A 21,729-nucleotide genomic window follows, 5' to 3' on the forward strand; every position below is an offset into this window, starting at 1 on the left:
GGCTCGTTGAACTCGCCGGTCCTTTGATCTGTCGCCGTGTCTTGCGGCGAGGAGTTAGCCTCGCTCTTCAGCGAGTAGTCCCAGCAATTCATCGGCGAGCAAGGGAGCGTGCGGGGCGGGCCGACCCAACTCCCACAACCGGAAAACCAATTCGTGACCCGGTGGTTCGCCATCGGCAAATTCGCCGTGCACTGCCAGACGATTTGGCTGGGGGGCGAAGTCGAACTCGTCGATCACTTCCTCTAGCAATTCAACGCTTTCCAGGAGGACCTCTTTGGTCGCCATCGACTGGCTGGCCATTGGCGTCAAACCTGCCGGTAGCAGCGGCAGGGACAGGAGTCCGATGCCGAGCTGAGATTTGGCAAGATGATTCAAAATGATCAACGCGTCTCGCGGGGTGGTCGTGCCGTCGCCATTGACATCGTTGCGTGTTGAGTCGCCTTGAGGAAAATCGGCCAACGAACCATCGCTGCGGGCGATCGCATTGATGACTACCAACGCATCGCGAGTCGATACCACTCCGTCATCATTGGTATCCAGGTGACGCGTGCTTAACGGGGGAAGTTCGGACGGGACATATCGAAACCGATTGGATCGCAACTGGGGATCCTGCCAGCGCACACCGAGGACGGTGGCGATCAATTCCCAATCGTTCGATGCCTGGAAATACAGTCCGGTTTCCCAACTGAATCGAAGCAGGGGTTCCAAGTCGTACTGGCTTTGATCACCAACAAGTTGGATCGCATCGGGGGCATGGAAATCCAGCAATCGTGCGAAATCCGTCGCGCCTTGCAAAAAGCCTTCCTGGGAGCTGACGTAGTACGCTCCCTGAGCATCGCCAAGCACGAACAGGTCCATTCCAGGACCGCCAAGGAAGGAATCGCGTTCACCGCGTCCGGGGTGAAGTGAATCGGGATCGACGCCCGTTAGCTGGTCATTACCCCGGCCGCCGTCAAGCCAGTCGTCGCCGCTGCCGCCGCGAAGTTGATCGTCGCCGTCTCCACCCATCAAGACATCCTGGTCGCTGCCTCCATTGAGCGAATCTTGCCCCTCGCCGCCGACCAGCACGTCTGCGTCGTCGTCACCTTGCAAGCCGTCGTGTCCCTCTCCGCCCAAAAGGATGTCGCGACCGGTCCCGCCGAAGAGCAGGTCGTCTCCTTCACGACCATTGACGAAATCGTTGCCCGCCAGGCCCTGGATGTAATCGTCCAAATCACTGCCGCGAAGGGTGTCCGCGAAAGGGGTTCCGATCAGCGAGGAAACTTTGCCATAAAAGCTGAGTTGATTGTTCCCAGCGCCGACCGCCTGAACCTGCCCAGTCTGCAAAGCCAGATCGATCGACACCGGTGCAATCGCTTCGCTAAAGTCCAGAAGGTTGTCACCGGATTGATCGGTGATCCGCAGGAGCACGTTCTCGACGGCCAGATGGTAAACGTCATCCCCTGAGCCGCCGTCCAACTCGATGTGATTCACCGACAGCGGCGTCCCCGAAACGTTGAAGACGTCGTTCCCTCCCCCCGTTTTGAAGATCACGCTGCCAAGGTTGTCCGTCCAGCTGATGACTAAATCATCATTGATCGTCGCTTGCGTCTCGGAGATCTGAACGATGTCATCTTCGTCGGATCCGAGGAATCGCAGGACGCTCTGGCCGGCCAGACCGTCACGCCCCCCGTCGACCAGGATTCCCCGTGGCAACGCAAACTCGCCGCCGAATTGAAAGTCAATCGTCAGAGAATCAGGGGCGAAATTCGACGTGTAGATGGTGGCCTGATGCATGCGTTCAAGTCGGTGCTGGGAGAGCAGGCCCCCCGTCTGATTGTCGATCAATTCCAAGTACGCACCGTTCCGCCGCAACGTCCATTCGTTTCCCTCGTCAACCGAATCGGTGTATCGGGACAAATGAATGCCGGCGGTCATTCCGAAGTCGAATGTCGCATCGGCAACATCCACGACGACTCCATTCTCGATCACAATCTCGTGGCTGCTGCTCGAAGGCGAGGTGACCAGGAATCCATCGGGACGTTCGACGCGGATTTGGTGTCGACCATCGGGCAGATTGTTGAACGCATACGCGCCGGTTGCATTTGACCAGGTGAATGGTTCGCCAGTGTCGAATGTTCCGTTGCCGTTGTCGTCCACGTAGACCCGGATGTCTTTCAAGCCTGACTCGAAGCCTTGGCGGGTACCACTGAAGTCCGTGTCGTCGTAAGTGACACCGGTAACCTGCGCCGTCTGGTAATTGGTGAAGGTCAGATTGCCAAGGTTCTGGCCGGCGCCGGCTGTCAGGGAGATGGCTTCGGTCCGCGGGGTCGTGTTGAGATAGACCCAAACGCCTCCCTTCGATTGGTCGACGACCAGCAAGTCGGGTAGTCCGTCGTTGTTGACGTCAACCACGTTCAATGCAGCGGGCGACTCAGCATCCGCGAACGTCGAGATCGGTGCCGGGACCTCGGTTGCATCATCCACGAATTCGAATATTTCCAGATCTGGATCACCGGTCAGCACCACCGGATTGGGATACAGTTGGCCCTGGATCCGATCAACCGATAGGCCGACAGTCTCAATCGCAATCGCTTCCAAAAAGAAGAAGCCGGCTTCGGGTGTCTGGGTGAAGAAGGCCATTCCAAAATCTCCCCCGGTGCCGAAGGCAATGTCCAGCAGTCCGTCGGCATTGAAATCGGATACCGCCACGGGTCCGTGATCGCTTGAGAGGCTGAAATTGTTGGCCCCGCCGTTGAGCGCCCAGGTGGTGATGTTGGAAAAGGCTCCGGTTCCGTCGCCATAGGCGACATTGAAATTGTGCTCGCTGTTATCGGAATTGAGGACCAAATCCTGATGCCCGTCGCCATTCATGTCGGCGGCGACAAGCTGGCCAGGAACGTCGTAGTGCTTGCCGTCCACGCGGGTGCCGTCCTTGAGGAGCAACACATCGAAACGATTGGGGTTTCCGCTGGTTCCCGAATGAGACCCCGCGAGATCGGTGATGCCGTCTTCGTCAAAGTCGCCCGCCGTGACGCCGTGCATCGTGTCGGCATGGATGAAGTGCACGTAACTGTTCGTCGCGGCAAAGCTCAATCCCCCTCCTTTCGCCGTCGTGTTCTTCAGAAGGCTGACCCATCCCTTGCCGCTGATGACCGCCAGACTCGGCCCGGTGGCACCGGGTAGACCATGGATCACCTGCAGGTTCCAGGCTTGGCCGTCATTGAATTTGACACTCGCGGTTTGGCTTGACTTGGTGAATTTGCCTGCACCGTCATTCAAGAAAAAACTGACCGTTCCCGCCTCTTTTTCGGGAGCGACCGTCGCGAGATCCAGATCGCCGTCCTGGTCAAAGTCGGCCTGAGCGATTGTGGTGGGCGAGTCGCCGGCGGCGTAGAAAGTGTGTGTGAATGCGGGGGTATTTGCCGTGACGGGCGAGACCTGAAGCCAATCGGCCTGGCCCGCTTGATTGATGGAGTAAGTTCCAGGCGTGACATTGTCGAAATGAAAACTGCCGTCGTCGGTACTGGCGTACGTGGTCGCCACTTGGGACCCGTCGGCGGCTAGCAATCGAACTTCCCAGTTGGCTGGCGGCGGTGATGTATCCGTGTTCAGGCTTCCGTCCGACTTCAAATCGTAGTTGTCGACCGTCCCACTGACGCTGGCGAATTGAAGTACACCAAAATCTTGATCCGAAACGAGTTTGAAATTCCCCGCCGGTGTCATCAGAGTTTGGGAGGTGGGAGAAGTTGTCAGAAAGTCAGCTTGGCTGTCGGAATCCTGAAAAAGCCGGAGCGAATAGGTTGTGTTCGGTTCGAGGTCAAAGATTCGATAGGCGCCATCGCTGGCACTGACCGCCGAAGGATCCGTGACGTCCAGCTCTCCGTTTTGGTTCAGGTCGACGTAAACCGTCCAGCCTTGAGCTCCTTTTTCTTCCGGATCGAGGACTCCATTCTGGTTCGCGTCGTTGAACACCGTTCCGGCGATCGAGGAGTTGATTTGCAATCCGAAAGTGGTGTCATCCCCGAACAAGTCGGGTGACAGGATCGATCTGGGGTTGGACTGGCTCGCATCTTTCAGTGCAATGCCTTCGCTGGTGACCAGTCCGATCGGATATTCGTCGCCGTTTTGCAACGCCACCGAACGAGCGGCATCGGCGTAGTCGAAGCGGTAATAGCCATCACCGTTGGTGGTCCAGGAAGCCTCGGTGGATGGATCGAAGGAACCGTCAGAGTCGACATCCAAGTACAGCTTGACACCCGGGACGCCGACGTTGCCGTTGATCGCATCTTGTACAAACCCGCTGATCGGCCCCGTGGGCTGGAAACTGGCCTGGGTGGAATAGTCCGAATAGGTTGTCGGGTTCTCGCCGTCATGGATGCTGACGTACAGGTAGTATTTTCCAAGCGGCAAATTCGTCAGGTTCCACGGCAGTCCATCGTAGGTTGCCTTGTCACTGCTGGGGATAAACGAGTTGACCTTGAACCCGTCGTAGCCCTGGTTGTCCGTGTCGGCGTACAGCGTCACGGTCGTTTGGCTGGCCAATCCCGGACCAACTTCATGGTAGATGTCGACGCCGATGCTGGGGTCGGTGAAGTAGCCGGACGGAAGCTCGCTGGCAAGGCTGGCGACGGGGCTGGGAATGGAATAAGTGAACTGCCAATCGAGCTGAGTGTCTGGGTCGCTGAACTTTTCAGTGCTGTACAGGTAGTAGTAATAGGTCCCAGCACTTTCCAATTGGGGGTCAGTGATTTGTGTCAGCAGCGTTGAGGTTGGTGCGTCGGTGCTGTTTGTGACCAAGGTTGCGTTATTGCCTTTGCCAAAGTCGGATTGCTGGACGATGTTCTTGTCGTCATGCCCGTCACCCGTCGCCACAAACTCGTAGGCGACATACTGTGTTCCTTTGGCTTCTGGCCATTGGACTTGAAATTCCGTGACCGAGGCGCCCGTGGGTACCTGGAATGATTTGGAATAGGTGTAGAGCTTCGTGTCCGGTCCGTAATCGCCATCCTTGATTTCTTTGATGGCGTGTTTGCCAATCGACTTGGGATTCGAAGCGCCGGAATCGTTGATGTCGAACAGGAATCCGACATCCTTCTTGGTCACGAGGAAATTCAGTTTTGTCCAGGCGGCAACATATCCCACCGGTTCTCCGGTGACCTGATCCTTGCTGTGGTAGTCAAAGACAAAATGAAAATCCGCGAGTTCTTTTCCGCCGATGAACGGGATCCCGCTCGGTACACTCACCTTCGCATCGGCGCGAAAGTAGATGAAGTAATTCGAACCGGTTCCGTCGAACTGGAACGAGCCGGAGACATCGAACGCCCCCTTGTACATTTTGACGTTGACGTCCAATTCGTAGTCTTTGTTTCCCCAGTCAAGTGTCAGCGTGCCGCTGCCTGAGCCGAGCACGCCCTTGTACTCCGGGAACTGATCGGAGGTCGTTCCATCTTGCTGAGCGCCCCAATAGATATCGGCGCCCAGGACGAATTCGTCTCGGGTCACCGTGACGGTGCCAACCCCGGCAATGATCGTGACGTCCTGACCCGCAAGTTTCAGCTGTTCTCCGTAGATGACGGCGACATCACCGGTGATCTGAAACGAAGAGGGCGAATTCGGATTCTGTACGGCGACATCGAATGCGGTCAAAAACATCCCGCTGGATCCCAAAGCGACCGGCTGGTTTCCAAAGTCCATTCCGATGGAAACGGACGTGATCGCTTCTTTGTCGGTGTCAAAAACCATCGCCGCAGCAAATGATTTGCCGGTTTCCGGAAAGAACAGGTCGCCGGCAAGGTCGACATCAAAATCGCCCGTATTGATGTCCTTCTGATAGCCGACCAGCAATTCTTCAAACGTCAGAAAGCCGACGTTGACATTTTTGAGAACCACTTCAAAACCATCCAGTTCGAAGCCCCCGGACGAGTACTTCAATCCAGAATTGTCGCCGGTGACGCCATCGCCAAGCGTTACCGCGACCTGCCAAATCTCTTGCAGAAACAAGGACCCGGACACGATGAAGACATCGCTATTGTCCGTGTCTTTGGTCCATTTGAATCCCGCGTCGGCGACTCGCCAGGTCAGCGGTCCCGCCTTGAACGCATTGCTGGTGATCGCTGCCTCGATTTGTTTCAGGCTGCCGTCTTGAATCCGCAGTCCGGCGTCAGACGAACTGGTACCCATCTGAAGTGCAAAGACCGGGTTCTTGGTGGAATGATCGACCAGTTGCATCCCGCCAAACATCACATACTGTTCTGAATCGCGGTCGTATTGAAAGGTGATGCCCCCCGGCGTTGTCGTGAATTCCACTCCAAAAAATTCGAAATCTGTCGTGACGATGGCGTTGATTGTTTGGACGACGCCCTGCTCGATCACGATCCCGGGTAAGTCGGGCTCGGTCTCGTAGCCCAAATTCATATCAACGGTGTTTCCATCAACCAACAGCGTTAACCCACCGGTCAACTCGTACCTCTCTTCGGAAAAGTTGTATTCAAACGTCAGGGGATTGGTGTCCGACGTTTTTAGCGTTGCGGCGAACAGATTGAATGATCCAGAAATGCCGAACGTGATTCCGTCAAAGTCGGTGTTCTTCAGTGCGATGCCCACGTCGGCGGCTACTGATGCGAGGCCCCGTTGGTTGCTGTTGTCTTGAGGCTGGCTGGAAACGCTAATACTGCCCTCGAACTTCCAAAGGTCGTTTTGCTGTGCATCCGTCTCGTAGGTAACGATGAGGGATCCGTTCACAGGCAGGCTTTTCACATTTCCGCTGTAAAGAGACACATCGAACTCCGCCCCGCTAAGCGTGGGCGAAATATCCGGACTGATGGAGACATAATCCTTCCCGGCTACAGTGACCTTCGGGAGTTCCGTGGTGAGATCTCCCAACACGGCGTTGAAGTCAAATACGCCGCGGAGGTGGGACTCCGAATCGTTCGTATCACCGCCATCCGGGTTGATGAGTTGCAGGTTGTTGGCAGTAAAGTCAAAGCTGGCGACGTTGATCGGTTGGGCATCACCGTCGGCGAGCGGCACGCCGTCCGTGGTCGTCAGGCTGAGGATGGGAAAGCTCTCAAAGAGTGCGCTTTCCCAGACCCGCCGGTTGTTCCTTTGTGAAATCAGGTCGATCGCGCCACCGTCAATCGAAAAGGTCAGGTCGCTGGTGTGAAGCTGCAACTCACCGTCGCCTCCCACCGCGTCCAAGTCGACCACCATCAAACCGCGAAAGTCTTCCGCTTGGCTGGATGGCGTGAACCCAATCAGCACTTGCCCTCCGCTGGTCTCGTATCCGTCTTGAGTCGTGGAGAAAGAATCCGCCGAGAATCTCAGTCCACCAAGATCGATCAGTTGAGCGAGCACCAGTCGGGCTTCGAGTTTCTCCATGCGCACTTTCCGCCCGCGACGTTGGGGACGCTTCGCGGTGGGGCGATCTACGAGTGGGCTGGGTCGCTCTGCAAACAGCGAAAAAGGCCGATGCCAAGGTCGACCGATTCGTCGACCGCAATGGAAGGATGTCTTCATCGAAGGTCGATGCTCTTTGTCGCCGGTCTGCTGGTGGTCACGAGAAGAATCCCTCCCGGGCTACTGATTGTAGCCCACCCGGGATGCTGTGCGGTTCAGCAAGCCGGTTCGCACTTCACGTCGCCGCGAGGTACGGCTTTTCGCGGTATGGTTAGGGGTTTCATTCCCGCAAAAGGATTTCCAATCCGGACGGCAGATTGCTTGGAGAGGCAGGTCATGAAAGAATCGTTTGTACTCGTCGTCACGTCGCTGTTGACGCTCCTTTGTGGCTTCGCCGCGAATGTTCGTGCCGAAGAGTCCAAACGACCCAACGTGCTGTTCATTGCCTTCGATGATTTGCGGCCGGCACTGGGGTGCTACGGCGATTCCATCGCGGTGACACCGAACATCGATCGATTGGCTGCTCGCGGCACGGTCTTCGATCGTGCGTATTGCCAGCAGGCCGTTTGTAGTCCATCGCGGTTGTCGCTCCTGACCGGGCGTCGCCCCGACACGATTCGCGTTTGGGACTTGAGCACCCATTTTCGCGAATCTTTGCCCGATGTTGTGACCCTGCCCCAGCACTTCAAAAACCAAGGCTATTGGACGCAAAGTTTGGGCAAGATCTATCACGGTAGCGGAAAGCCCTCACTTGACCCGCCGTCATGGTCCGTCCCCGCCCGATTCGATCGCGTTCGCGATCCGGAAACCAGGTACGCACTGCCCCGCAATTTGAAAGGGAAAGGACTGAAACGGTCAGCGGTCGAAGCCGCAGAGGTTTCCGATGCGACGTATCTGGACGGAATGGTTTGCGACGAAGCCGTTGAAACGCTGCAAAAGCTGGGACAGCAACACCAGCCGTTTTTCTTGGCCGTGGGTTTTCGGAAGCCGCATCTTCCTTTCTGTGCGCCGAAAAAGTATTGGGATCTGTACGACCGCGAACGCATCCCGTTGCCGATTGTCGAGAAGCATCCTCGCAATGCCCCCGAACTGGCTACACGCAGCTGGCAGGAGTTGGAAGGCTACACCGACGTTCCCGATGACGGCAAGCTTTCAATCGACAAGATTCGGGAACTCCGACACGGATACTACGCCTGCGTGAGCTACGTGGATGCCTTGGTCGGAAAGTTGTTGAACCAATTGACTGAGTTGGAACTGGAGGAGGATACGGTCATCGTCTTGTGGGGAGATCATGGGTATCATCTTGGGGAACAGGGTCTGTGGACGAAAGCGAATAATTACGAACTTTCCACGCGTGTTCCGTTGATCGTCTCCCTTCCGGGGCAGGCTCGGGTCGGCACTCGGACCGGTGCTCTGGTCGAGTTCGTCGATGTCTTTCCGACGTTGGCAGACGTGTGCGGCTTGGAAGCACCGTCCGGAGTCGAAGGGCTCAGCTTCAAAGCTCTGTTGAACGATCCCGACCGACGCTGGAAGCGTGCCGCGTTCAGCCAGTTTCCTCGCGCCGTTAGCGGCAGCCGGCATCGAGGCCACGGCGCCATCATGGGATATGCCGTTCGAACGGACCGGTACCGGTATGTGGAGTGGCGTCGGTGGGGAACCGATGATGTCCTGGCTCGCGAACTTTACGACCACGATGCCGATCCACACGAATCGAAGAACGTCGCCGGCCAGGCGACATATTCAAAAGCGATGGAAGAACTAGCCGGCGTATTGGAAGGCGGTTGGCGATCCGCCGTGCCCGCCGCGGGGCACGGAAGTTGACCGGAGCCCTCGAGATCCCCACCTTCTCCAACCAAGAGAATCAGCCCCCGATGAAATCTCGGATGATCACACTCCTGGCCGCTTGTTGGATCTGCGTCGGCGCCGCCGCCGCCGCCGATCGCCCCAACATTTTGCTGATCGTTTCGGAAGACAACGGACCGGAGCTCGGTTGTTACGGCGATCCATTCGTTGACACTCCGGTGCTGGACCAGCTTGCCGCCGACGGTGTTCGGTTCCAAAACGCTTACGTCCCCCAAGCCGGTTGCAGCCAATCGCGTGCGGCGTTGTTGACGGGGTTGTGGCCGCATCAGAACGGCCAGATTGGCTTGGCGACGTGGAAGTTTCGAATGTACCGCGAAGACACCGCGAATCTGGTCCGCAGCTTACAAGAGAGCGGGTACCGCACCGGCATCCTTGGCAAGTTGCATGTCAATCCGGCTTCCGCCTTTCCATTTGACATGAAGGAGCTCTCGTCCTCGAATTTTGGTCGAAAGAATTTGGAGGCCTACGCGAAGCACGCCAAATCATTCTTCGACGCTGGCGACAAGCCGTTTTTTCTGAGCGTCAATTATCCAGACGCGCATCGTCCGTTCATCCGGCAAGTTCAGGAACTTCCGCCAAAACCGTTGACCGGCAACGACGTCAAGCCGCTGGGTTACTTCGGACTGGATACACCGCAGCTGCGTTCGGAAACGGCGGGTTACTACAATTGCATCAACCGACTGGACTCGCTGGTCGGCGACTTGCTCGATTCACTCCGCCGGTCGGGAAAAGCCGACAACACGCTGGTCGTCTACCTGGGAGATCACGGGGCCGATCTGTTGCGAAGCAAACGCACTTCGTACGAAGGTGGCGTTCGCATTCCGCTCATCCTACGTTGGCCGAAGATTGCCAAGAGGAACCAAGTCCGAAACGAACTCGTTTCAACACTTGATTTGATGCCGACGTTGCTCTCGGTGGCCAACGCGGAACCCGTTGTCAATTTGCCGGGAATGTCGTTGCTGCCGCTGTTGCGGGGGGAAGAGACGCCGTGGCGCGAGTATCTGTTCACCGAGTACCATCTGCATTCGGCGCACAATTTCTACCCGCAACGCACGATTCGCGATGAGCGATTCAAATTGATTCAAAACCTGATGCCAGGGAAAGTAAATCCCGGATACGACTTCACGACCAATCGGTTCTTCGCCGGATTGCCAACGACGATCGACTCAGCACCCGATCCGGTTCGGAACGCCTACGAGCGGATGAGGGCACCGCCGGAGTTTGAGCTTTATGACCTGCAGTCAGACCCGCATGAGTTTCAAAACCTGGCCCGGGATGCAGACCACGCGGCGACGCTGGAGAGATTGAAGACAAACCTGATTCAGTGGCGAACTCGGACGAACGATCCGTTGCTGATCGCCAACAACCTGGAGCGATTGAAATCGGAAATCGACGCCTGCTTCGTTGACGGTGCCGCCGCCAAGGACCGACTGAAATTGAACTATCCGGACTATTTCTTTTCGAAACAACCTTGAATGGCGAACGCTCGCGATGTGTTCGTCTGATCGCCAGTTGGGGCACCAACTGGTGCAGGGCGCCGCGATGTTGGATCAGGTCAGGTTGCCCGGCTGATTCCGCTGACGGACGGCGATGGGGGCTTAAAGGATTTGAATAACGCGTACGTCGCCGCGAACGCCAGGATCAGGCACAGAACCGTAATCAACAGCAGAGCGCCCTTCGAATGCTTCTGGAACTGCAGCGGACGGGGCGGCTGGTAAGGGTTCATTGGCGACGCTCCGCGGTCAAGATCGGCAACCTGAAATGAAACCGGCGGCGCGTCGTGGCCTGGTCCGAGACTCTGTCGACACGCTCGCGAGAGCGTCGGTCGACAGATGTTATTTGCGCGGTAGTGAGTAGACCATCGATCGATGTCATACGTTCTCGCCTTCAAGCTCCAGCGCGAAGGCCGTGCACCTTTGTTTCACCCTTCCAAGAAGGGCGAGCGTCGTGAGGGAAGAGCCTACTGTGCTTTGATTCGGACGTTGCGAAATTGAACCTTCATGTGGTGTCCGCCGTGAAGTTGCAGTCCGATCGGGCCCTTTTCATTGATCGCGATGCCGGTGTAGTCCACAAAGGGTTCACCGTTGAGGAACGTTTGGATTCGCTTGTCGGTCAAGATGATCCGCAGATGGTTCCAATCTCCCACCTTGTGGAACTCGGCGATTTTGTCCGTCGCTCCCGGATAGCTTCCTCGCTTGTCCTTCGGAGCGTAGATGCATCCGGTCATGTCTTTTTGCAGGCTGCCAGAAATGCCGATTTGCACCTGGTGTCCGTCTCCACGCAGCATCACGCCGGTGTCGTAGTATTCGGACGTCGTCTTGTATTCGAGTTCCAATTCGTAATCGCGATACTCCTTTTTCGTCCACAGATTCGAGCCTTCTTTCTGCGGATTCTCCGCAATGATTTCTCCTTGCTCCACTTTCCAGTCGTCGCGGCAGGCACTGGGCCGTACTTCCCAATTGTCCAATGACTTGCCGTCGAACAACGGGGTCCAGTCAGATTCTTCGGCTCGCGTGGACGAGTTGGACAGAGCGATCAAGCCGAGCAGAAACAGTCCAAAGGTCAGCAGTCTGGGGGCCAGCGGGTTGGCAAATCGATTCATTGCTCAAAAACTCGTCGTGGGAAAGGGATGGGGTTCGGTCCATAGGAGTGATCGGTCAAGCGTCGATACCGGTGCGGATCCGCAGTGATCGGGCAAGCGGCGCGGGCGGGATACATCGGCTTGAATCAGGATGGTATCCGGGACAAAACTAAAACAGCAACGGCGGATCATATTCGGCAAACACGTGATCCACGTCATCCGGCGTGACCCGGTGAAGGATCGCTCCGAGATTGTTTCCAGGTTCGCCCTCACTCTCCAAAGGCTGACGAGCCAAGTAATTGATCACGTTGAGTGCGTCGATCGGGGTCAAACGCCCGTCCCGGTTCACGTCGTAAAAATGATCGGGGATTGAGCCAAAGCTGGCGGGGTCGCCGAGTTCTAGAGTGTCTGAATCATAATAGACGCCCCGGGCGATGGCATTGATCACGATCAATGCATCCAACGCGCCTACGATTCCGTCCGGATTCACGTCGACGGGGTTGAGGGGGTTGGTCCATGATTCGGGCTGGTCGATGCGCACTTCCACGCCATCGGCTTCGATTTTCCGATACAGCGTTTGGCCTTCCAAGACGTGTCCGACGTAAAGCCAGGGATCCGATTCGGAAAGGCCGTTCGGATGTTCGACATGCCAATCCATTACCGGGGGCTGGGCATTTAAGGCAGCGGCCACGACCGCCGACGTCAATCGGGTGCCATGGGCGAACTCCGTATCCAGGCTGGCGGCGTTAAGGTTTGCCGTGACAATCCGTGAGCTGAGGAAGTCCGTGTAGGTGCTGGAAAAGGTGAGTGAATCGATTCCCGGACCACCGTCGACCGTGACGGGAATTGAATCGCGCGTCCCCGAGGGATCGAATCCGGAGAAGTCCGCGACAACCAGATCCTCGTCAGCGTGCGTGCCCAGGACCGTGATGCTATCGACGTCCGCGGAGTTGGAGGACAGCAAGATTTCATTGTCCGCGGTGATCACCACGTTGTCTTGGTCCAGCAGCAATCCCAGCTTGCCGTTTGCAGAACTGAGCACGATGTCCCGTTGCATTTCAAATGCGCCGATGTCTGACGGGCCCGCGGATGAGTCGACTTCGGGAAGGTCCACGCTCCGAAGCCCACCGATTCCGTCCAGCGGCAGTCTCTCGGCTATGTCACCGTCGGCGTCGACGTCAAAGGTGTCCAGCGGCAGGGCCGATTCATCGGCCGCATCCAACGCGGGGCTGTCGGCAAGGGTCGCGATCGACACGACGCCCCCGGTTCCCACAATGGTTCCGCCGAATCGCGGGTCCGTGCTGTTCAGGTCGGAGCGGTCAAGTCCGGCCGCGGAGTCATCGATGATGATATTGGATCCCAGCGATTCCAAACGCGTGATGGTCGGATCGGGAAGCACGTTGTCGATCGTCTGCACGCCACTGATTTGTGAAGCGAAGATCGAATTGACAAACTGGATCTTGCCTTCCAGGCCGGCATCCGGCCGGATCAGAAGGTCGGCGCCGACGGGGGCTTGATTATCGAAGAACGTGGAATTCTGGATCCGGGTCGTGCGAACCACGTCGGGATTGCTGACACGCATGTGCACAGCGCCCGCCGACTCGGCGGCCGAATTCCCGATCGCGGTGACGCCGGTCAAGGTCACGTCCGAATTCAGGTTGTTGAGGACGCCACCGTTGCCTGGCGAGGCGTTGCCGACGAACGAAGAGTTCACCACATCGAGGACCATGTTGCGGGCGAAGATGGCTCCGCCTGCAAACGTCGATTCGTTGTTTTCGAAGTGCGTGTTCTTGATGACCAGATGATTGCGCCACGCGAAGATGGCACCGCCACCGGAGGGTGCTTTGCCGCCGGTCAACGTCAGGCCATCGATTGTGAAGGTCAGCCCCACGTCTTCGTTCGCTTGGAAAACAAATTGGCGATTCTGTTGGTCCCCGTCGATGGTCAACTTGTCGGCACCCGGGCCGATCAAATCCAATTCGTCGTAAACGAACAGCGTTCGGCCGGTGGTCAACACGATCGTCTGGCCGGTCAATGATTCGTCAAACTCAATGGTGTTCGCACCCAGCTTCAGATTGCTCAGGTGGATCGCTTCGCGCAACGTCAAGTCATTGACGTCGGGGCCATCGCCGCGGAAAAGAATGTCGGCCGTGTTGGATACCACCAGTGTTTCGGGGATATCCAATCCGTCTTGGATCTCAAACGCCCCCGCATCCGGCGTGGATTCGCCGCTACCGCCGTCGATCTGTCGATCAAAACCCGCGCCGCGTTGGTCATGCGGAAGGATTTGGTCATCGGCCGTGCCGATCAGCAAGTCTTCTCCGGGGCCGATCGACACCTCTTGCCGACCCAGATCCACCGCAAAGTCCAACGGGTGCAAAGCACGCGTGGGAACGGGGCCGCCATTGTCTTGCAGCGTTGCCACGTTGCCTTCGAAGCTCAGGACACGTCGGTCTTCGGTGGTCAGCACGTCGGTCGAAACGCCGTGGTCGGTCAGGTTTCCTCCCAACGAGGTCGCCACTGCGGTTCCCCCGACCGAGTCTCGAAGCATTTCTGACCCCGATCCAGGCCCGCCAAAGATGATGGAATTGGCAAACCGGAAAACGGCTTTCCCGGCTTTGGCACCGTTGCGCGCGTTGCGTCCCATCGGCGCTTCATTATCCATCAAAGTCACGTGCACCAAATCGACCGTCGAGTCCTGCACCGGCTCATGCTTGAAATGGTCGATGCCGCCGCCCGCCGTGCTGGCGACATTGTTGGTGATGGTCGAGTTGGTGATTGCGAGATTCGATTCCTGGACCGAAATGCCTCCGCCAAAGCTTGCCGAATTCCCCGTGAACGTGGTGCCGTCGATGTGCGCGACGGTGTTGCGCAAATGCATGCCTCCGCCCACCGTCGCCTGGCTGCCTTGGATCACGCAGTCGATGATCTGCAGCCGGGAACGATTGAGTGAGTTGAAATGAACGGCGCCGCCGAACGTGTTGGTGTCGGTACCAGATTCTTGTGGAGCGACCCCGTTTTGCAACGTCAGTCCGGCGACGATGAACCATTGCGCCGCCAAGGCGTCGCCGAAGCGAAAGACGCGAGAGTTTTGCTCCGCATCAATCACGAGCTTGTCGGCGCCCAGGCCTCGGATTTCGACCGACTCGTTGACGCGCAGTTCCCCGGAAGTGAGCTTGATTGTGGTGCCAGCCAGAGCGGCGTCAAAGCGGATTTCGTCGGTTCCCGGGTCGCCTGCGGGACTGTCGTCGATGCTGGTGTTCGAATTCGCGGCCAGCAAGGCCTCGCGGAGGGTCAACACGCCGTCGTCGGCGACCACATCTTCGGCGCCGGTGACCGTCAGGGTTGCCAGCAACCGCCGCGCCTCCAGGCGTTCGACTTGCGGGCGGAATCGGAAGGACATTGAATCTCAGACAAGATAGCGGAGCGGAGAAGGTGAGGACCCGATAGGATAATCGCTACACCAAGTCTCGTGTGGGCGACCATGCCGTAGCCACGCTCGCCAGAGCGTGTGAGCCGTCGTCACGCTCGCCAGAGGTCATGACTTTTCAATTTACCCTCCTTTCCAAAGCAGGGCCGAGCGTCAGCGAGGGGAGGATTGTCCCGTCTCTCGCTGCAGCGGATTGCTGTCGCCGCTTCGCGTCTGGTGGTGGTTGGCAAAGCCGTTTCCGTCGGCTCACGCCGACGGCAGGGGGCTGTCGTCACTTCGTGACTGCCCGATTCTCACTGATCCGTGATTTCGGGCCGAGAGTAGGCCTTGGATGTCATCCAGGATCAGGTACAGGCAGGGAACCAGGACCAGGATGATGGCCGTGGCGAACAAGATCCCGAAGCCCAACGAGATCGCCATGGGGATGATGTACTGGGCTTGCAGCGAGGTCTCGAAAATCAGGGGCATCAGCCCGCCGAACGTCGTCAACGTGGTCAGCAGGATCGGGCGGAATCGTCGGGTGCCTGCCTGGGAAATCGCGTCGAAGGCGGAGTGATCGCGACGACGCCGGTTTGCGTAGTCGATCATGATCAGCGAATCGTTGATCACGACACCCGACAGGGCGATCACGCCCATCAGGCTGACCAGGGACAAGTCATAGCCCAGCAGCATGTGGCCGATCACGGCACCGACGATTCCGAAAGGAATGGCGACCAACACGATCAGGGGCTGGACGTAGCCGCGAAACGCAATTGCCAACAGCGAGTAGATCACGGCCAAGGCCAAGCCAAATGATCCCCACAGGGACGCGGTGGCTTGCCGCATCTCGGCATCACTTCCTTCAAAGGTCCACGTGATGCCCGGGTAGTCGCTGCGCAAGTTCGGAAGCGTTTCGCCCCGCAGGGCTTGGATCACCTGGGTCACCGCACGCTTGGGTTCGACGTCCATGGAGACGTTGATCACTCTTCGGCCGTCCCGCCGATCGATGGAGCGGAACGCCAATGTCTGTTCGACGTCGGCAACATCCAACAACGGCACCTCGGTGCCGGACGGCGTGCGAATGATCAGGTCTTCCAGACTGTGCATGTCTTCCCGCTGGTCCTCGGGCAACTTCACACGGACTTCGATTTCGTTGGTCCCGCGCAGCAGACGCAGGGCGAGCGAACCGAAGAAGGCCCCGCGAAGTTGTTCGCCCAGTTCTTCGTCGGTCAGTCCCAGTGCGCGGCCCTCGGGACGAAGCTTGAAATCGTACTGCACCTTGCCCTTGTTGTAGCTGTCGCTGACGTCACGGGCGGTTGCAAATTGTTCGCACTGTTGGACCAAAGCTTGCGAAGCCTTCTCCAGGACGTCGATGTCGCTGTGGCTTAAATCGATGCTGATGTCGCGGCGGTATCCTCCCGGTCCGCTTTCAGCTTCGAAGGTCACCTGATTGACGCCGGGCAGATCCCCGATCGAGTCTCGCCACAGTTCAATGACCTCGTTGGCGGTCATGTCTCGTTCATCCGGCGGCTTCATCACAATTTCGACGTCGATGAAGCTTTGCCCGCGGACGTTGGTTTTGATCCCCTCGGCGACTTCGTACAGATTGTGTTCTTCGAACATCCGCAGGCTGGCTTCGGTGACGGCCTCGGCGATTTCGGCCGCCTGCGCCTGGGTGGTGCCGACGGGCATGCGGACGCCGGCTTCGATTTCGTCGGCGGAAACTTCCGGCATCAAGATCATGCCCATGTGGGCACTGGTGGCGTAGCCGGCGATGACCAAAAAGATCGCCAGCGCCGTGCACGCGGTGATGTAACGGTAACGCAAGCACAAGATCAGAACCGGGCGGAACAGGATCTCCACCAGGCGGTTGAACGTCCTGCCGAAGGCCTGTTGTCCCCGGTGCAGGGTGGCTCCCAGGCCGCGACGGTGCCGGCCGGCGGTGCGGGCGTGGGCCAGGTGGGCCGGCAGGATGAACAGGGATTCGACCAGTGAGAGGGCGAGCACCAGGATCACCACGACCGGCAGCGGGCCCCAGAATTTACCCGTCTCGCCGGGAATGAACATCAACGGCACGAAGGCCACGATGTTGGTCAGCACGCTGAACGTGACCGGTCCGGCGACCTCGCGCGTTCCCTCGATCGCGGCCTCCTCGTGGTCGTTGATCTCCTGACGTTTCTCGTACACGTTTTCACCGACAACAACGGCGTCATCGACCACGATTCCGAGCACGACCAGAAAGCCGAACAGCGAAATCATGTTCACGCTGACGCCGGCGATCGGTAGCAACAGAAGGCCGCCGATGAACGAAACGGCCATGCCCATCATCACCCAGAACGCCAGACGAAACTCCAGGAAAAGCGCCAAGATCAACAGGACGATCCCGACCGCCATCAAGGCGTTTTCCAACACCAGATTCAGTCGTCGGCGAAACTCCTCGGCATTGTTGCGGTCGATGCGCCACTTCACCCCGGGTGGCAACGCCGTTTCAAAGTCCCGCATCGTCTGCTCCACCGCCTCGGCGATGTCGGTGGGGGACTGAGATCCGATGCGAAAGATGTCCAGTTCGACCGAAGGCGTCTGGCTGAACTGCGAGTGGAAGCCGACTTCTTCGAATCCGTCGCGGATGGTCGCGATGTCGCCCAGTGTGACCGAAGGACCGCCACGCCCGCTGACGATTTCCATCGCCGCGAAGTCATCGGCCCATTGCTTTCGAGCCTTGACCCGCAACAGGACTTCCCCCGCGCTGGATTGAACCGATCCCGCGGCGACGTCTTGGCTGGACGTGCGGATGATGTCCGCCACATCGGGCAGCGTCAGCCCGTATTCCCGCAAGCGTTGGCGGGGGATTTCTATGTGCGTGACGTATCCGGGAACGCGTCGCAGTTCGACCTGAGTGATATTCTCGTTGGCCTGCAGTTGATCCCGCAGTTGCTCGGCCAGTTGACGCAGGGACCAGATATCGACCGGTCCGTAGATCGCAACCTGCATGGCTTCGCGTTGTTCCGACTGCAGGCGGACTTCCGGTTGTTCGATCTGGTCGGGGAAGGTGCGGATTCGGCTGACGGCCTGGTCAATGTCTTGAAACGCCTTCATCCGCTGCTGACCGGCGACCAGTTCGATCAAGACCTGGCCACGTCCTTCCCGCGCCTCACTGGTGATCTCCCGAATCCCCTCCACACCTCGGACGGCGCCTTCGATCGGTCTCAGGATGCCCTGTTCGACTTCCGCCGGTGCGGCGCCGGGGTAATCGACGCTGACTTCCACCACGTCCAATTCGAATTGTGGAAAAACTTCCTTCTGAATCGCGACGGCCGACCACAGCCCGCCACCGAGCAGAATGAACATCAGCAAGTTCGCCGCGATGCTGTTGCGGGCCATCCAAGCGATGGGTCCCTGCGACAAGGACTCGGGTTCGGAGGTTTCGCTCATTCGGTCGGCTCCAGCTCCGCGGCGTCGTCGGCATTCCGCAGACTCTCCGACGATGCGTCCGCTTCCGACGGTTCATCGCCATCGGACTGAGCTGCGTCGGACTGAGCAGAAACGGAGTTCTCCTCGCCAGCGTCGGCGACATCCGCGTCGCCGGTATCGGCTTGCTCGACATCATCGATCTCCATCCCGGCCGGCACCGCCGGGGTGTTCGACGGAAGCGTTTCACCGGAATCGGCCGAGTCCTTGTCGGAGGATGGATCGACCTTCCGCAGTCCAACGCCTTCGGTGACCGTTGCCAGGGTGGTGATCACGACCTCATCGCCGTCCTGCAAACCGTCGCGGATGTAAGCGTGCTGGGCATCGCGAAAGACGATGTCGGCTTGACGGATTTCCAGCTTGTCATCTTTCATCACCCAGACCGTGTCGGAGTCACGCACCAAGTCCCGGTCGATGCGGGCAACGTCTCTAAGCGGACGGGCTTCGATTTCCGTTTGGATCAGGGTATCCAGGATCAGCGGCGGCGCGTCGGACGTTCTGCCCAGAGGATCGGGCACGGTGACCAGCACGCGGGCCAGACGTGTTTGCTGATCCAGTGCGCCGATCATCCGGGCAACGCGTCCTTCCCGCACCGCACCCGGCGGCCAGGAGTCGGGGTTTCGCAGCCGCACGGTCGATCCCGGCTGGTCTTCCGATTCCCCAAATTGCAGCCATTGCAGGTTGCGGACCGGAATCGCCGCCGAGATCCAATACTCATCGATCCCGACCAGTTGAGCCAGGTCGTCGCCGGGTGAAACTTGGGACCCGACATTGACGGATCGGCTCAGGATCTGGGCGTCAAACGGAGCGACGACGGTGGTCCGTGCCAGGTCCAGTTTGGCGCGCTCGACGGCCGCCTTGGCCGCACTGACCTCCGCCCGAATCGAAGTGATCTGGGGCTGACGCAACACCAACGCCCGGTTGGTTTCATCGATGGCGCCTTCCAGCAGCGCCAACTCTTTCTTCGCCAGGCTTTGACGGCCCTGCTCGATCTTCAGCGATGCCTCGGCCTGTTCCAACTCACTTTCGCTGATTGAAAGGGCGTTCTCGAAATCGGCCGGATCGATCCGCAACAGCACGTCCCCTTTACTGACCATGCCACCGGGGACCAGCTTGGGAGACATCTCGATCACCTGGCCGCTGACCCGGGGGCTGAGCGTGATGTCCTGGGCGGCCTGCACCGTTCCCAGAACCACCAGACGGGGCGAGTAGGTTCCCCGCCGCACCGTCACCGTTTCGACCAGGGCGGAGGACTGTCGGGTCGCTTTGATTTGCTGGGCGGTGGGTTCCGTCCGATTGATCCACACGATCGCACCGGCCGATGCGGCGAGAATGGCCAGGCAAGCAGCGAGATTACCGATCACACGCAACCAGCGGCGGCTCGATCGTGATTGCGGGGCGTCAGTCATCAATATCGGTTGTGGGCAGACGCTCCACCGATTTGAGCAGTTGCTCAAGCTCCGTGGCTGCGTCATCGGGTACAGGAAGTTCGTCGGATTCCGCTTCAGGGATCGCTTCGGGGGCCGGAAGTTCCTCGATTTCCAGCAGGCCACTTTCAGCCTCGGCGGGAAGCGGCTCGGGGACCGAAATCCCTGAAATCTCCAACAACTCTTGAGGGCGGGGGTCGAAATCACCGGCCAACGCCAGGTACAGCGAGACGCGGATCAACAGTAATTCTAGTCGAGCGGCCAGGGTCTCGCGCTGCAGACGCTGTTCCGCCGTGATCGTGCTGAGGACATCCAGGTAGTCGGCGTCCCCGATCAAGTATTGTTCACGCAATTGTTCGGAGGCTTGACGAGCCAGCTCGGATTGCGCCTCCAAGTGTTCCAGACGCTCCAGCTGGTAGCGTTCGCGGGCTAAAGCGTCCTCGACCTCGCGGAACGCATTCAACATGGTCTGACCATACTCGTTGAACCGCTGGCGAACGAGGGCAGCGGTCAGGTCCACCTGGGCGCGACGTTGGCCCCCGTCAATCAGCGGAGCGATCAATTGGCCTCCGATTCCGACGAACCAGTCGCGGAACAGGTTTTCCGGGCGATCGGCGACGTTCAGGACCGAACCGGTCAGGCTGATCCGCGGGTATTGGGCCGTGATTGCGGAAGCCAGGTCGCGATCGGCGGCCATGAATGCCAGGTAGTCGCGGCGGACGTCGGGGCGACGTCGCAGCAGTTCCGATGGCACCCCGGTGTCGGGCAGGGGGGGCAGCGCGGGCAACTGATCCCCGGGGTCGTATTCAGCGTCTTGCGGCAGCTGTCCCAACAGCACGGCCATCTGGTGCTCCAGGACGTCGATCCGAGATCCAACCACCGCGGCTTGTTCCAGCGTCGATTCGACCAGCTGCTGCTGTCGCAATACGTCGGCGTAACGAATCAGGCCCACCCGAAACCTGGCGTCCTGGGCTGCCAGCCCGGTCCGGTTGGTTTCGATCTGTTCGGACAACAGTGCCAATTGGGCGTTGGCTTCGATCATCGAGAAATACGTGCGGGTGATCTCGGCGGCCAATGTCAACGCGACCACGTGGTAGTCCGCATCGGTGGCGGACGCACGCAAACGTTCCGCATCGACTCGGGATTCGATCTGCCCCCACAGGTCGACCTGGTAGGACGCATCCAACCCCAGCGTGTAGCGAGTCAGGTCCGGGCCGGGGCCGTAGTCGCCGGCGATATCGGCGACGCCGTTGACATCGGGAAACAAATCCGACGCCTCGCGACGCGCCAGCGCCCGAGCCGCGACGACCCGCTGCAGGGCGGCCGCCAACGTGAAACTGTCGTCCAACGCCCGGTTGATGTGGCCATCCAGCCGTGGATCCTCAAACGTCATCCACCAACGATCCGGGACCCAGGCTTCGCCACTGGCGGAGAACGGCGGCGGGGTCGTGGTCCGAAAGGTCCCGGCGACGTCGCCCCCAGCGCAGCCGACCGCCGCGAGCAGCAGTGTGGCGGTGAGCCACCCCAGGGGGCGGGCGCGGAATCGGGGGATCGTAAGCATGTCCCCAGATCTAGGGATCAAGTCGAGCCGAAGACAAGGTGGA

9 protein-coding genes are annotated in these 21,729 nt (G+C 58.9%); 2 read left to right on the plus strand and 7 right to left on the minus strand.

From position 1 onward, the window contains the following. Positions 1 to 54 precede the first annotated feature (54 nt). On the minus strand, positions 55 to 7,359 hold the full coding sequence (locus tag FYK55_RS23665; RefSeq protein ID WP_161604708.1) for an FG-GAP-like repeat-containing protein: 7,305 nt from the start codon (positions 7,357 to 7,359) through the stop codon (positions 55 to 57). A gap of 354 nt (positions 7,360 to 7,713) precedes the next feature. On the opposite strand from FYK55_RS23665, the gene FYK55_RS23670 reads away from it, so the two are divergent. Further along, positions 7,714 to 9,198, plus strand: coding sequence for a sulfatase (locus FYK55_RS23670; protein ID WP_150079107.1), 1,485 nt, complete (start codon positions 7,714 to 7,716; stop codon positions 9,196 to 9,198). 62 nt (positions 9,199 to 9,260) lie between these two features. Then, positions 9,261 to 10,715, plus strand: a complete 1,455-nt coding sequence (locus FYK55_RS23675; RefSeq protein WP_161604709.1) for a sulfatase family protein — start codon at positions 9,261 to 9,263, stop codon at positions 10,713 to 10,715. Between the two features lie 80 nt (positions 10,716 to 10,795). On the opposite strand, the gene FYK55_RS29250 is transcribed toward FYK55_RS23675, so the two are convergent. The 6 genes from FYK55_RS29250 to FYK55_RS23700 all read right to left on the minus strand — a co-directional run bounded on the left by FYK55_RS29250 (position 10,796) and on the right by FYK55_RS23700 (position 21,677). Then, entirely contained in the window at positions 10,796 to 10,966 is a 171-nt protein-coding gene (locus FYK55_RS29250; protein WP_161604710.1) for a hypothetical protein, read from the minus strand. A 234-nt stretch (positions 10,967 to 11,200) separates the two neighbouring features. Beyond that, the gene (locus tag FYK55_RS23680) at positions 11,201 to 11,842 is read right to left on the minus strand and encodes a 3-keto-disaccharide hydrolase (RefSeq protein WP_150079109.1); all 642 of its coding nucleotides are present in this window, start codon (positions 11,840 to 11,842) and stop codon (positions 11,201 to 11,203) included. A 148-nt stretch (positions 11,843 to 11,990) separates the two neighbouring features. Beyond that, on the minus strand, positions 11,991 to 15,224 hold the full coding sequence (locus FYK55_RS23685; protein WP_150079110.1) for a dockerin type I domain-containing protein: 3,234 nt from the start codon (positions 15,222 to 15,224) through the stop codon (positions 11,991 to 11,993). Positions 15,225 to 15,497: 273 nt separating this feature from the next. Further along, positions 15,498 to 18,662 (minus strand): efflux RND transporter permease subunit, encoded by a 3,165-nt coding sequence (locus FYK55_RS23690; protein WP_150079111.1) that lies wholly within the window; start codon positions 18,660 to 18,662, stop codon positions 15,498 to 15,500. Then, on the minus strand, positions 18,659 to 20,107 hold the full coding sequence (locus FYK55_RS23695; protein ID WP_150079112.1) for an efflux RND transporter periplasmic adaptor subunit: 1,449 nt from the start codon (positions 20,105 to 20,107) through the stop codon (positions 18,659 to 18,661). Before FYK55_RS23695 ends, FYK55_RS23690 begins: the two co-directional genes overlap by 4 nt. Continuing rightward, positions 20,100 to 21,677, minus strand: coding sequence for a TolC family protein (locus FYK55_RS23700; RefSeq protein ID WP_390621770.1), 1,578 nt, complete (start codon positions 21,675 to 21,677; stop codon positions 20,100 to 20,102). The genes FYK55_RS23695 and FYK55_RS23700 overlap by 8 nt, the downstream gene beginning before the upstream one ends. Positions 21,678 to 21,729 lie beyond the last annotated feature (52 nt).

The sequence above is a fragment of the Roseiconus nitratireducens genome (genome assembly GCF_008629675.1).
GTDB lineage: Bacteria > Planctomycetota > Planctomycetia > Pirellulales > Pirellulaceae > Stieleria > Stieleria nitratireducens.